Here is a 12,564-nt window from a genome sequence, read left to right as displayed (position 1 = left end):
GGCAAACAGGTCAAGGCCGGATCAGTCGAACGTGACAGTCGTCATGCGCGGCTGGTTCTCTGGGTGCACATCAAGATTGATGTCATCGCGCATCGCATAGGCCAGAACCTGATTGTGCACGTTCAGGAAGATTCGCTCTTCCATCACCTCTTCCCAGATTTCCGCGATCATGGCGTCGCGCGCTTCCAGATCGGTCATCGTGGACAATGACTGGATTTTGGCGTCCAGATCAGGGTTCGAGTAGCGTGACCCGTTGAACGAGCCGTAGCTGCCTTCGCGCGTATGCACGAGGAAATCGAACACATACTGGCTGTCAAATGTCGGCACACCCCAGCCCAGCAGATAGAAGTCGGTTTCCCAGTTCTCGATCAGCGGGAAATGCAGCGAACGTGTCTGTGCATTCAGGTCCACGCGAATGTCGATGCGCGCCAGCATACCGACCAGCGCCTGACAGATCGATTCGTCGTTCAGATAACGGTCATTCGGGCAATCAAGCTGCACCGAGAACCCGTCGGGATAACCCGCTTCAGCCATCAACTCGGCCGCGCGTTCCAGATCAGGGTCGCCGAACGCGTCCATCTCTTCGGTCCAGCCGTTGACGAAGGGGGGCAGGGGTGCCGCAGAGGGCTGCGATTCGCCGCGCATCACCACCTGACGGATGGCGTTGCGGTCAATTGCCAGTGACATGGCCTCGCGCACTTCGGGCTTGGCGAAAGGGTTGTCATCCGCATCCGAGCTGGCCAGCGTTTCCGAGCTCATGTCATAGCTGAAGAAGATATTGCGATTCTCTGGCCCGCGCACGACGCGCACGCCGTCCGTCTGTTCCAGCCGCGCGATATCCTGAACCGGCACGTCCTGCACGATGTCCACTTCGCCCGACAACAGGGCGGCCACGCGGGTCGCCGCTTCGGAGATCGTGGTGTAGATAACTTCGGTCACTTCGGGCGCGTCGGCCCAATGGCCGTCAAAGGCTTGTAGCACAGTACGCACTTCGGGGTCGCGCTCGACCATGACATAGGGGCCGGTGCCATTGGTGTTGCGTACCGAATACGCTTCTTCACCGGCGGCGAAGTTCGGCGCTGTCTCAACACCGTTTTCCTCGGCCCATGCTTTCGACATGATGAAGGTGTTGGTCAGGTTTTGCACATAGAGGGGGGCAGGGCCGGACATGCGCACATGGACTGTGGTGTCATCTACCGCAGTCACTTCTTCAACGGCCGCATGAAGGGCGGCCATGCCCGATGGGGGCGTGCGTGCCCTGTCCAGCGAGAAGACGACATCTTCCGCAGTCATGGGCGTGCCGTCATGGAAGGTGACACCTTCGCGGATCTGGAACACCCAGACATTCTCGTCATCTTCACTGATGCCCCACTCGGTGGCCAGACCTTCTGTCAACGACCCGTCGACAGCACGGCCCACCAGCGTTTCATAGATATGGTGGTTAAGTGTATGTGTGGGGCCTTCGTTCTGGCTGTGGGGGTCCAGCGTCAAGGCGTCTGCGACCCGTGCCCAGCGCACAGTTTCCGCGCTGGCCATTACGCCCGTCAGCGTTACCGCAGCCGTCGCGATTCCCGCCATCAGGCGCGCGCGTGTCTGCGCTCGGTTGGTTTTCATGAACATGGTATACTCCCTGTGTTGTATCTCTCATTTGAGGCAGCTCATTGCCGAGAGACCTGCTCAATTCAGGTGTGGTTTCTCACAGTGAGTCAAGCAAGCACCGTGGGATGGCGCGGCGGCGCAACGTTTCAGGGAATATACGTCATCACAGTGGGTTGCGCGCAGCGTGGCCTGTGACCGCGCCAGTCAACAGACCGTGACAGAAGCGTATTTCGTAGGTCTTGTCGCTGGGTCAACTTCGGGATGCTGTGGCTGGGTTATGACGACTCGGATGAGTAGAGCGCAGCGACATCGCCCGTTTCAGCAGGGTGCAACAGCGGCGTGGTATCTTCTGCGTCCAGCATTCCGGCCACACGCTCGGTGACCGCCATAAGCATCGCTTGCTCCCAAGGTGACAGGTCGCGAAAGCGTGCGCTGAACCGCTCGTATAACGGGTCTGGCGTCTGATCCAGCAGGTTGCGCCCCGTTGCGGTCAGGATAACCCAAATCGCGCGACGATCGGCCTGCCGGCGCTCGCGGCGCACAAGGCCGCGGGCTTCCAGCTTGTCGATCTGGATCGAGATTGTTGCTTGTCCGACACCCAGTGACCGCGCGATGTCGCGCGGCATTTCTTGCCCGTTGCGCGACAATGTGTGCAGCACAAGCAGTTGCGCCTGCGTCAGCCCCGACGCACGCGCCATCTCGCGGGCATTCGCCTCAAGCGCATGTACAATGCGGCGTAGGGCAATCAAAGTTTCAGAAGATCTGTCTAACACTTGGTCCAGCGAAGGCTATTAAAGGTGGCGATGACTGTGCCCCGCCAAATGCGAAAAGGCAAGCTGCCCTGCGCCGCCTTTCGCAATAAAGTTCGTAAGACTAATCAATCTGTAAGCAAACTAAATTTTTAATCTACCTGCGAATATGAGGGGCGGTTCGTCTGTAACTAACTGTTATAAATAATTAAAGTCGTCAACGTTGGGTCAGGTATTCTTTGTGTTGAAATATAAATCAGACCTCTTATATTGAGCGCTCACAGATGGGACAACGGAAAAGAATTTACATGTCAAAACAAAATCTGACCTTGCACACGAATCCGAAAGGCATGCTCGCACTGCGCATGCCATCGACAGCTGATGGCTCAGAGGTGTGGAAGCTTGTATCCGAGTGTCCACCTCTCGATCAGAATTCGATGTATATGAATGTCGTGCAATGCGATCATTTTGCGCAGACCTGCGTCATAGCAGAGCGTGACGGCCAAATTCTGGGCTGGGTATCTGGGCATATTCCACCCGACAGCCCCGACACGGTGTTTGTCTGGCAGGTTGCGGTCCATGATGATGCGCGCGGCCTAGGGTTAGGCAAGCGTATGCTCAAGGCATTGCTGGAGCGCCCAGCCTGCACAAAAGTGACGAAGCTGGAAACCACGATCACCAAAAGCAATGCTGCTTCATGGGGTCTGTTCAAAAGTTTCGCACGCGACATGGGCGGAGAGTTGACCGATGCACCGCATTACGAGCGCGAAGAGCATCTGGATGGCCAGCACGCCACAGAACATTTGGTGACGATCTCGTTGCCACGCAAAAAGCTGCGCTCTGTCGCCTGATCGGTCGACGTCACAGCTTCTTTAATCAAAATAACCGAAAGGCTTATCGCCATGACCATTGGTACACATACCGATATCTACACGCGTCGCGAATCGCAGGCACGCAGCTATTGTCGCGCATTTCCTGTCAGTTTCTCGAAGGCGCAGAACGCAACCCTGACCGATTCCGAGGGGCGCAGCTACACAGATTTTCTGGCGGGCTGCTCGTCGCTGAACTACGGCCATAACGACCCGGACATGAAAGAAGCGCTGATCGCGCACATCACGCGTGATGGCGTGACGCATGGTCTGGATATGCACACCGACGCCAAGGCCGAGTTCCTTGAAGTGTTCGAGCGTGTCATCCTGAAGCCGCGCGATATGGACTATAAGTTCATGTTCACCGGCCCCACAGGCACAAACGCGGTCGAGGCCGCGATGAAACTGGCGCGCAAGACAACAGGGCGCGACACGATCATTGCGTTTACCAACGGCTTTCATGGCATGACGATGGGCGCACTGGCCGCGACCGGCAATGCTGGTAAGCGGGCAGGGGCGGGCACAACGCTGAGCGGCGTTGCACGCATGCCATATGAAGGGGCAATCGACGGCGTTGATTCGTTGGCGATGATCCGTTCCATGCTGGAAAATCCGTCCAGCGGCATCGAGGCACCTGCGGCTTTCTTGATCGAGCCTGTTCAGGGCGAAGGCGGCCTTAATGCTGCTTCTGGCGAGTTTCTGAAGGGTCTTCAGGAATTGGCGCGCGAACATGGCGCTTTGATCATCATGGATGACATTCAGGCCGGGATCGGGCGCACGGGACCATTCTTCAGCTTTGAAGGTATGGGTATCAAGCCTGATCTTATTCCGCTGGCGAAATCGCTGTCCGGCATGGGCCTGCCCATGGCTGGCCTGTTGATCCGCCCGGATCTGGATATCTGGAAACCTGCCGAGCATAACGGCACATTCCGTGGCAATAACCACGCCTTTGTCACTGCGCGGGTCGCGTTGGAAAAATTCTGGTCTGATGACAGCTTTCAGCGCCAGACTGAGGCCAAGGCCGCTTTTCTGACCGAACGCCTGCAAGAAATTGCAGCGCTTGTGCCGGGGGCCAGCCTCAAGGGGCGCGGCATGATGCAGGGCATTGATGTCGGAGCAGGCGACATGGCGGCAGACATCTGCGCGACCTGTTTCGAGCAAGGTCTTATCATCGAGACGTCGGGCGCCCATGATGAAGTCGTCAAAGTTCTGGCCCCTCTGACCATTCCGCAAGAACAGCTTGCGAATGGCCTGGACATTCTGGAAGCTGCCGTCAAGGCGCAGCGCGCGTCCTATCAAATAGCAGCGGAGTAAGCACAATGATTGTAAGAGATCTACACGAAGTCAAACATACCGATCGTCGCGTGAAAGACCAGCAATGGGAATCGGTACGCATGTTGCTGGCCGATGACGGGATGGGGTTTTCATTCCACATCACCACAATTGCGGCGGGCAGCGAACACACGTTCCACTACAAGAACCACTTCGAGAGCGTCTATTGCATCTCGGGTGAGGGGAGCATCGAAGACCTTGCAACCGGCACGGTCCATGAATTGCGCCCCGGCGTGATGTACGCGCTGAACCTGCACGACAAACATACTTTGCGGTGCCGCACCGAGATGGTGTTCGCTTGTTGCTTCAATCCGCCTGTCACAGGCAAAGAAGTGCATCAGGCTGACGGCTCTTACGCACTGGAAACTTCCTGATCAAAGGGCGGGCAGGGGTGAAAAGCCACCTGCCCAAGCTGACGATGACGCATACTGTTGAAAAAATTGGCGGCACTTGCATGAGCCGCGCGCGCGAACTTGTTGATACGCTCTATGTAGGGCCGTTTGCACCCGACGCGGTCTATGGCCGGGTCTTTGTGGTGTCGGCCTTTGGTGGCATCACGAATATGCTGCTGGAGCACAAAAAAACCGGCTCGCCCGGTGTGTTTGCGCGCTTTGCCGCAGATGATGGCGGCTCTGGCTGGCAAGATAGCCTGCGCGACACTGCCGCCAAGATGTGCGAAATCCACGCAGAAATTTTGGAACATGACGCAGACCGTGAACGCGCCGATGCTTTCGTGCGTGACCGGATCGAGGGGACGCGTGCCTGTCTGCTGGACCTTCAGCGCCTTGGCTCATACGGGCATTTCCGTATCTCTCAGCAGATGCAGACTGTGCGCGAATTGCTGTCAGGCATGGGAGAGGCGCATTCGGCCTTTGTGACAACTCTGTTGTTGCAACGCCGTGGCGTGAATGCACGGTTTGTCGATCTGTCGGGCTGGCGCGATGAGAATAACCCGACCTTGGCGGATCGTCTGGATCAGGCGATGGCTGGCATAGACCTGACAACAGAGATGCCGATTGTCACAGGTTATGCGCATTGTGCCTCTGGCCTGATGAATGAATATGATCGCGGTTATTCCGAAGTGGTGTTCGCACATCTTGCCGCCCAGACCGGTGCGCGCGAAGCAATCATTCACAAGGAATTTCACCTGTCCTCGGCGGACCCGCGGATTGTGGGGGTTGAAAACACCGTCAAGATCGGGCGCACGAGCTACGATGTGGCAGACCAGTTGTCGAACATGGGCATGGAAGCCATCCATCCGAACGCGGCCCGCGTGCTGCGTCGTGCCGATGTGCCCCTGCGCGTAAAGCACGCGTTCGAACCCGAAGACCCCGGCACCTTGATCGGTCCCGAAGGCGGCACGTCCGGGCGCGTTGAAATGGTAACAGGACTGCCCATTCATGCGTTCGAAGTGCACGAGCCGGACATGGTGGGTGTCAAAGGGTATGACAGTTGCATTCTGGATGCGCTGACGCGGCACAACCTGTGGATCGTGTCCAAGCACTCCAATGCCAACACGATCACGCATTACCTGACAGGTTCTTTCAAGGCCATCCGGCGGGTAGAGGCAGAAGTGCTGAAAACTTATCCAAATGCCGAAATCAACACACGCCCCATGGCGATGGTTTCGGTGATCGGGTCTGACCTCAGTCAGGTTTCGGTTCTGGCGCGGGGTCTGGATGCGTTGGAGACAGGTGGCGTGCGCCCCTTGGCCGCGCAACAGGGCTTGCGCCGTGTCGAGGTGCAGTTTCTTGTGCCGCGCGACAAGATGGATGATGCTGTAAAGGTCTTGCATGAAGCGCTTGTGGACACCAGCACCGAGCAACACGCAGAAGCACGCGTGGCGGCCTGAGACGGGGCCGCCCCTTGATGCCAATGTCTGAGCCGCGCTGCGGCGTGTATGGGATGGGCGCAAACCTGACGAGCGCGCGCACCCATTGGCCCACATGGTGCGGATACGCCCTCAAATCGGCAAAAACCCCCCGATTTGGGTGCGAAACCTGCCAATACAGCTTGTCAGGCGCGCCACACGCGCCTATAGAGCAGCCAATCAAGAAGACGTCGAGGTCACATAAGCGGGATGGGCAGGGTCGGGCGCAAGCCGCGACCCTTTGTGTTTGTTGCTCGTCTCGTGTGGAATTCGTCGATTTCTTGAACCCGAAACCAAAGACCGGCGGAGGCAACCGCTCGGCCAGAAACATGAATGTAAAGGATGCAGAACTGAATGTGCGCTAAAGCAACCATGGAAGAATTCGAGGCAATGCTCGCTGAGAGCCTCGAGATGGACACACCCGACGAGGGTAGCGTTGTCACAGGCAAGGTCATCGCCATTGAGGCGGGACAAGCCATCATCGATGTCGGCTACAAAATGGAAGGCCGCGTCGATCTGAAAGAATTTGCAAACCCCGGCGAGACCCCACAAGTTGAGGTCGGCGACGAGGTTGAAGTCTATCTGGAGCGCGTCGAGAATTCGCGCGGCGAAGCTGTCGTCAGCCGTGAAAAAGCCCGCCGCGAAGCAGCTTGGGACCGTCTGGAAAAAGCCTATGCGGATGAAACCCGCGTCGAGGGTGCAATCTTTGGCCGCGTCAAAGGTGGCTTTACGGTCGATCTTGGCGGCGCTGTGGCGTTCCTGCCCGGCTCTCAGGTCGATGTGCGCCCCGTGCGTGATGCCGGCCCACTGATGGGCCTCAAGCAGCCGTTCCAGATTCTGAAAATGGACCGTCGTCGCGGTAATATCGTTGTGTCCCGCCGCGCCATTCTCGAAGAATCCCGCGCCGAACAGCGCGCCGAAGTTATCGCGCAGCTGGCCGAAGGTCAGATTGTCGATGGCGTCGTCAAGAACATCACCGAATACGGCGCATTTGTCGATCTGGGCGGTGTTGACGGTCTGTTGCACGTCACCGACATGGCATGGCGTCGGGTCAACCACCCGTCGGAAGTCGTCACAATCGGCGAGACGATCAAGGTGCAAGTCATCAAGATCAACAAGGAAACGCATCGCATCTCGCTTGGTATCAAGCAGCTGCAAGCCGATCCGTGGGATTCGGTCTCGGCGCAATATGCGCTTGGCACCGTCCACAAAGGCCGCGTGACCAACATCACCGATTACGGTGCATTTGTTGAACTGGAAGCAGGCGTCGAAGGTCTGGTCCATGTCTCGGAAATGAGCTGGACCAAGAAGAACGTCCATCCCGGCAAGATCGTGTCCACCTCGCAAGAGGTTGATGTCATGGTGCTGGAAATCGACGGCGCGAAGCGTCGCGTGTCGCTGGGTCTGAAACAGACCATGCGCAACCCATGGGAAGTGTTCGCAGAATCCAACCCAGTCGGGACGCAGATCGAAGGCGAGATCAAGAACATCACCGAATTTGGTCTGTTCATTGGTCTGGAAGGCGATATTGACGGCATGGTTCACCTGTCCGACATCAGCTGGGACCAGCGCGGCGAAGAAGCGATCACCGAGTTCCGCAAGGGCGACATGGTCCACGCTGTTGTGTCCGAAGTCGATATCGAGCGCGAGCGTATTTCGCTGTCGATCAAGGCGCTTGAGAATGACAACTTCTCGGATGCGGTCGAAGGCGTCAAGCGCGGCGCAATCGTCACCTGTGCGGTCACTGCCATCGAAGAAGGCGGGATCGAGGTCGAGTATAACAGCATGAAGAGCTTCATCCGTCGCTCTGACCTTGCGCGCGACCGTGCTGACCAGCGCCCCGAGCGTTTCCAGGTCGGTGACAAGATCGATGCGCGCGTGACTTCGGTAGACAGCAAGACACGTCGTCTTGGCCTGTCGATCAAGGCACGCGAAATCGCAGAAGAGAAAGAAGCTGTCGAGCAGTATGGCTCGTCCGACGCTGGCGCAAGCCTCGGCGACATTCTGGGCGCTGCCCTGAAAGATCGCAGCTAAGCTTTTCGCATCTGCGCAGAAACAAAGAGAACCCCGGCATCTGCCGGGGTTTTTTATTTTCCGGCGTCAGATCGGCAGGAATTGCGCAGTTCCGCGCAGTTGCGCTTTTTCTGTGTTCCTTCGGAAGATGATTCCGCCTATAGTTCCCGACAATTAGGCAATGCCCGTCAAGGGTTGCCGCTTGCGACCGGGGGAAGACCACGATGATCCGATCAGAATTGATCCAGATAATAGCAGACGAGAACCCGCATCTTTATCAACGCGATGTCGAGCGGATCGTAAACACTGTCTTTGGCGAGATCACAGAGGCGCTGGCCCGGGGCGAGCGGGTGGAGCTGCGCGGCTTTGGCGCATTCTCCGTCAAGAAGCGGGACGCGCGTGTTGGCCGCAACCCGCGAACCGGCGAGAGTGTCGAGGTTGACGCCAAGGCTGTGCCATTTTTCAAGACCGGCAAGCTGTTGCGTGACCGGTTGAACGGGCTGGAGGTATAACGCGCTATGATGGCTTATTTGCGCTATGGGTTTGCAGCACTGGTTGCGCTGGTGTTTGTCACGATTGCTTTGGCGAACCGCTCGATCGTGACGGTCAAGCTCTTGCCGGACACGCTGGCCTCTCTCACGGGTATTGATGTATCGGTGTCGCTGCCACTTTTCATCTTGCTTGGCCTCGGAATTACCATCGGGTTGTTGCTGGGTTTTGTCTGGGAATGGTTCCGCGAATATGGCTACCGCGCCGAGGCCGCGCGCTTGCGCCGCGAAAGCGAGGAAATGCGCTCGGAGCTGAAGCGCGTGGAAAAAGTTGCGCCCCAGACGCGCAAGGACGACGTGCTGGCACTGGTCGAAAGCAAGTGATCTGACGTTATGACAGATGCAGTCCATGTGAAAATCTGCGGTGTGACCAACGCGGCGGCGATCGACAGTGCCGTTTCGGCAGGTGCGCATTACTTGGGCTTCAATTTCTATCCCCCATCCCCCCGCTACCTTACGCCAGAGCGCGCCAGCGTCCTGATGCGCGACGTGCCGGCAGGTGTTACGAAGGTCGCATTGGTGGTGGATGCGCAGAACGATGAACTTGGGGCGCTTCTTCACGCCGTGCCAGCGGATGTCCTGCAACTGCATGGACATGAAAGCCCCGAGCGCGTGGCCGAAGTGCGGGCGCGCTTTGGCCTGCCAGTGATCAAGGTGGTGGGAATTGCCGATGCAGATGATCTGGCGGATCTGGACAAATATCTTACGGTAAGCGACCAGATCCTTGTCGATACCAAGCCCCCGAAAAATGCACGCCTGCCCGGCGGCAATGGGCTGGCCTTTGACTGGCGCTTGTTGCAGGGGCGGCAATGGCCTTGTCCATGGCTTCTGGCGGGTGGGCTGACGCCGGAAAATGTTGGCGCGGCCATTCGGCTGACAGGGGCGCGGCAGGTCGATGTCTCGTCAGGGGTGGAAAGCGCGCCGGGCGTGAAAGATGCGCAACGCATGGCTGCTTTTATTCAGGCAGCACAAGCGGGCTGAAAGTTGTGCGCCAGGGTTCATTCGGCCGCCAGTTGTGGTGCAGGCTGCACCGCACATTTCGCAGGCGCGCGCGGGCCACTTATGCTCAGCAAGGCCTCTAGCCCAGAGTTACAGCTGACCAGTTCGTTCAGGTACAACTCGTCCAGTGCCGAATAAAACGAATCGACCGCGCGGGACAAATGCGGGCGCACGCCGCAATGCGCCTTTAGTGGGCAGGTGTTTTTGTCAGAGAAGCACTCGATAAAGGGCAGGCCGGATTCAAAGGCCCGAAACACCGCCCCCACGCTGATTACGTCCGCAGCGCGTGCCAGATGAAACCCGCCATGACGCCCGCGCAAAGTGGTGATGAACCCTTCTTGCGACAGTTTATTGATGACCTGCGCCAGATGGTTTTCTGAGGCATTGATCGCCTTGGCCGCGTCTTGCTTGCGCACCAAAATGTCCTTGTTGACCGCGCAGAACATGAGCGTGCGCAGGGCAAGATTGGTCTTGGTCGTCAGTCGCATGGTTGCCGCTCCTCAACAACTCACCGCGTTTGGTCCGTTGTTTAATGGTTTCCCTCTGGTGCCGAATATCAGCCATTCAATCGCTTCGGTCCTTGATCCGTGTCAAAGTGGCAGGGATCGATGTGGGATAATTTGTCACATGCCAGATTGCCCGGTTCGTTTTGATATGGATCAAAGATACGTATAATCATATATGACATTGTGAACATATGTATGCAGAACAGATCGGGGGAGCGCATGAAGGAACTTGAACAGATCACAGCCAGCCGAAGGGGCTTTCTTGGCCTTGCAACCGGCGGCGCGGCACTGGCCTTGGGGGCGGGGCAGCCCGCGCGGGCAGCACAGGTGCGGACCAATGCGCGCATCCTGATCCTTGGGGCGGGCGCCGGTGGTGCCGCGATAGCCAACCGTCTGTCTGAACGGCTGGATGGTGCAGAGATCACGGTTCTGGATGGACGCCCGCAGCACTGGTACCAGCCGGGCTTTACGCTGATTGCCACGGGCCTGCGCAAGGCAGATTACGCCATCACGTCGACCGAGCAATGGCTGCCACGCGGGATTAGCTATATCAACGAGTATGCTGCCGAACTCGACCCCGAGGCCAACCGCGTCACCACAACCGGCGGCACGCGGATCGAGTATGACTATCTGATCGTGGCAACCGGCCTTGTGCTGGATTGGGACGCGATTGAAGGGTTTGACCTGAACATGGTCGGGCCCGAAAATGGCATATCTGCGCATTACGCAAGCCCCGAACTGGCAGAACTTAGCTGGCACGCGATGGATAAATTCACCAGTGAGGGCGGCGTCGGTATGTTCGGCCGCCCCGCCACCGAGATGAAATGCGCGGGCGCGCCGGTCAAACTGTGTTTTATGGCCGAAGATATCGCCACCACCAAGGGCAACCGCGACAAATGCGAATTTGTCTATAACGCACAGGCAACAAACCTGTTTGGTGTGCCGGTCATTCACCACCGTGTGCGCCAGATCATGGACGAGCGCGACATCACCTACCGCTATCAGCATGTTTTGAAAGGGATTGATCTTGGCGCAAAGACTGCGACCTATACCACAGCCGAAGGCGATGTGACGGATACTTGGGACTTCATCAATGTCATCCCGCCCCAGCGCGCGCCGCAAGTTATCCGCGATTCTGGCCTGTCTTGGGCAGATCGCTGGACAGATCAGGGCTGGATCGAAGTGGATATGCAGACCCTGCGCCATGCGCGTTATCCCAATGTCTTCGGGATCGGCGATATTGACGGGGTGCCCAAAGGCAAGACAGCGGCTTCGGTCAAGTTCCACATACCTGTGGTCGAAGATCACCTAGTTAGCGAGATTGCCGGGCGCGAAGGCACCCGCATCTATGACGGCTACACTTCCTGCCCGCTGATCACACGCATTGGCCGCGCGATGCTGGTGGAATTTGACTATCACGACAATCTGACGCCGTCCTTTCCCGGCCTAATCGCCCCGCTGGAAGAGTTGTGGATTTCGTGGCTGATGAAGGAAGTCGCGTTGAAAGCCACCTATAACGCCATGCTGCGCGGTCGCGCTTGAAGGCAAACGTGATGAGGGGGCTGCCGCCCCCTCGGCGGGCAAGCCCGTCTCCCCCGCGAGTATTTGAGGCAAGAAAATGAAATCTTGTCGGCAGAAAGGTTAAGAGAATGGAAGAATTCAGTTTCATGACGATCATCGCCGTGTTCGAGGAGATGTTTGGGCGAGGTCTGTTCTGGGCCATGGTTGCGGTCGCCGCCGCGATTACAGCGGCATATCTGTATGTTTTGATCCGGGATCGGGCGATGTCGATGCGCAAGTTTCTGCTGGCGCAACTGTCAATGCCTGTCGGCGGTGTCCTTGCCGTGTGGTTTGTCATGCTGATGACGAACTCGGGCTTTCGCGATATTGGCGGGCCGATTGACTGGCTGGTGCTGCTGGGTGTGTTTGGCGCAGGGGCGGTCGGCTTTGCGATCCTTGTCTATGTGGTGCAATCTTTTGTGCGGGGCAGGACATCCGACATCTGAGACTTTGCACCGGAAGAGTGGCTGATCGCGGTTTCTCCCAGTGCTGATCGGCTTGCCTGCCCGCGCCTTTCCT

At 57.8% G+C, this 12,564-nt stretch carries 13 protein-coding genes; 10 read left to right on the top strand and 3 right to left on the bottom strand.

Annotation, left to right across the window (positions count from 1 at the left end; genetic code table 11):
- Positions 1 to 21 precede the first annotated feature (21 nt).
- Positions 22 to 1,620 (bottom strand): ABC transporter substrate-binding protein, encoded by a 1,599-nt coding sequence (locus BD293_RS08535; RefSeq protein WP_425467923.1) that lies wholly within the window; start codon positions 1,618 to 1,620, stop codon positions 22 to 24.
- 254 nt (positions 1,621 to 1,874) lie between these two features.
- Positions 1,875 to 2,348 carry a MarR family winged helix-turn-helix transcriptional regulator gene (locus tag BD293_RS08530; RefSeq protein ID WP_211841003.1) on the bottom strand — a complete coding sequence of 158 codons (474 nt, stop codon included), beginning with the start codon at positions 2,346 to 2,348 and terminating at the stop codon, positions 1,875 to 1,877.
- A 308-nt stretch (positions 2,349 to 2,656) separates the two neighbouring features.
- Here BD293_RS08530 and ectA point away from each other — a divergent pair, with 308 nt between their 5' ends.
- The 8 genes from ectA (at position 2,657) to BD293_RS08490 (ending at position 9,961) form a co-directional block, all read left to right on the top strand.
- Positions 2,657 to 3,199 (top strand): diaminobutyrate acetyltransferase, encoded by a 543-nt coding sequence (gene ectA / locus BD293_RS08525; protein ID WP_142080840.1) that lies wholly within the window; start codon positions 2,657 to 2,659, stop codon positions 3,197 to 3,199.
- 51 nt (positions 3,200 to 3,250) lie between these two features.
- A complete protein-coding gene (ectB, locus tag BD293_RS08520) occupies positions 3,251 to 4,531 on the top strand; it encodes a diaminobutyrate--2-oxoglutarate transaminase (protein WP_142080837.1) in 1,281 nt (426 codons plus the stop codon).
- Positions 4,532 to 4,536: 5 nt separating this feature from the next.
- On the top strand, positions 4,537 to 4,923 hold the full coding sequence (locus BD293_RS08515) for an ectoine synthase (protein ID WP_071480637.1): 387 nt from the start codon (positions 4,537 to 4,539) through the stop codon (positions 4,921 to 4,923).
- Between the two features lie 44 nt (positions 4,924 to 4,967).
- Positions 4,968 to 6,401 (top strand): aspartate kinase, encoded by a 1,434-nt coding sequence (locus tag BD293_RS08510; protein ID WP_142084439.1) that lies wholly within the window; start codon positions 4,968 to 4,970, stop codon positions 6,399 to 6,401.
- Between the two features lie 372 nt (positions 6,402 to 6,773).
- Positions 6,774 to 8,453: a 30S ribosomal protein S1 gene (gene rpsA, locus BD293_RS08505; RefSeq protein WP_142080835.1), complete on the top strand. Its 1,680-nt coding sequence runs from the start codon at positions 6,774 to 6,776 to the stop codon at positions 8,451 to 8,453.
- 203 nt (positions 8,454 to 8,656) lie between these two features.
- Positions 8,657 to 8,944 carry an integration host factor subunit beta gene (gene ihfB / locus BD293_RS08500; protein ID WP_142080833.1) on the top strand — a complete coding sequence of 96 codons (288 nt, stop codon included), beginning with the start codon at positions 8,657 to 8,659 and terminating at the stop codon, positions 8,942 to 8,944.
- 6 nt (positions 8,945 to 8,950) lie between these two features.
- Positions 8,951 to 9,304 carry a lipopolysaccharide assembly protein LapA domain-containing protein gene (locus tag BD293_RS08495; RefSeq protein ID WP_246086251.1) on the top strand — a complete coding sequence of 118 codons (354 nt, stop codon included), beginning with the start codon at positions 8,951 to 8,953 and terminating at the stop codon, positions 9,302 to 9,304.
- Positions 9,305 to 9,313: 9 nt separating this feature from the next.
- Complete coding sequence (locus tag BD293_RS08490) at positions 9,314 to 9,961, top strand: phosphoribosylanthranilate isomerase (protein ID WP_142080830.1); 648 nt, start codon at positions 9,314 to 9,316, stop codon at positions 9,959 to 9,961.
- 17 nt (positions 9,962 to 9,978) lie between these two features.
- Here BD293_RS08490 and BD293_RS08485 read toward each other — a convergent pair whose 3' ends face one another.
- Positions 9,979 to 10,467, bottom strand: a complete 489-nt coding sequence (locus tag BD293_RS08485) for an RrF2 family transcriptional regulator (protein ID WP_142080828.1) — start codon at positions 10,465 to 10,467, stop codon at positions 9,979 to 9,981.
- A gap of 237 nt (positions 10,468 to 10,704) precedes the next feature.
- Here BD293_RS08485 and BD293_RS08480 point away from each other — a divergent pair, with 237 nt between their 5' ends.
- On the top strand, positions 10,705 to 12,027 hold the full coding sequence (locus tag BD293_RS08480; RefSeq protein ID WP_142080826.1) for an NAD(P)/FAD-dependent oxidoreductase: 1,323 nt from the start codon (positions 10,705 to 10,707) through the stop codon (positions 12,025 to 12,027).
- A 107-nt stretch (positions 12,028 to 12,134) separates the two neighbouring features.
- Positions 12,135 to 12,491 carry a DUF5368 domain-containing protein gene (locus BD293_RS08475; protein ID WP_142080824.1) on the top strand — a complete coding sequence of 119 codons (357 nt, stop codon included), beginning with the start codon at positions 12,135 to 12,137 and terminating at the stop codon, positions 12,489 to 12,491.
- Positions 12,492 to 12,564 lie beyond the last annotated feature (73 nt).

Source organism: Roseinatronobacter monicus (assembly GCF_006716865.1).
Taxonomy (GTDB): Bacteria; Pseudomonadota; Alphaproteobacteria; order Rhodobacterales; family Rhodobacteraceae; genus Roseinatronobacter; species Roseinatronobacter monicus.
Note: the sequence above shows the minus strand (reverse complement) of the source record. Positions and strands in the feature narration are given on the sequence as shown.

Excerpts from the sequence above, each read along its gene's own strand:
- BD293_RS08480 (WP_142080826.1), top strand. The coding sequence starts at position 10,705 with ATGAAGGAACTTGAACAGATCACAGCCAGCCGAAGGGGCTTTCTTGGC.
- ectA (WP_142080840.1), top strand. The coding sequence starts at position 2,657 with ATGTCAAAACAAAATCTGACCTTGCACACGAATCCGAAAGGCATGCTC.
- BD293_RS08510 (WP_142084439.1), top strand. The coding sequence starts at position 4,968 with ATGACGCATACTGTTGAAAAAATTGGCGGCACTTGCATGAGCCGCGCG.
- BD293_RS08475 (WP_142080824.1), top strand. The coding sequence starts at position 12,135 with ATGGAAGAATTCAGTTTCATGACGATCATCGCCGTGTTCGAGGAGATG.
- BD293_RS08490 (WP_142080830.1), top strand. The coding sequence starts at position 9,314 with ATGACAGATGCAGTCCATGTGAAAATCTGCGGTGTGACCAACGCGGCG.
- BD293_RS08485 (WP_142080828.1), bottom strand. The coding sequence starts at position 10,467 with ATGCGACTGACGACCAAGACCAATCTTGCCCTGCGCACGCTCATGTTC.
- BD293_RS08535 (WP_425467923.1), bottom strand. The coding sequence starts at position 1,620 with ATGTTCATGAAAACCAACCGAGCGCAGACACGCGCGCGCCTGATGGCG.
- ectB (WP_142080837.1), top strand. The coding sequence starts at position 3,251 with ATGACCATTGGTACACATACCGATATCTACACGCGTCGCGAATCGCAG.
- BD293_RS08495 (WP_246086251.1), top strand. The coding sequence starts at position 8,951 with ATGATGGCTTATTTGCGCTATGGGTTTGCAGCACTGGTTGCGCTGGTG.
- rpsA (WP_142080835.1), top strand. The coding sequence starts at position 6,774 with ATGTGCGCTAAAGCAACCATGGAAGAATTCGAGGCAATGCTCGCTGAG.
- BD293_RS08515 (WP_071480637.1), top strand. The coding sequence starts at position 4,537 with ATGATTGTAAGAGATCTACACGAAGTCAAACATACCGATCGTCGCGTG.
- ihfB (WP_142080833.1), top strand. The coding sequence starts at position 8,657 with ATGATCCGATCAGAATTGATCCAGATAATAGCAGACGAGAACCCGCAT.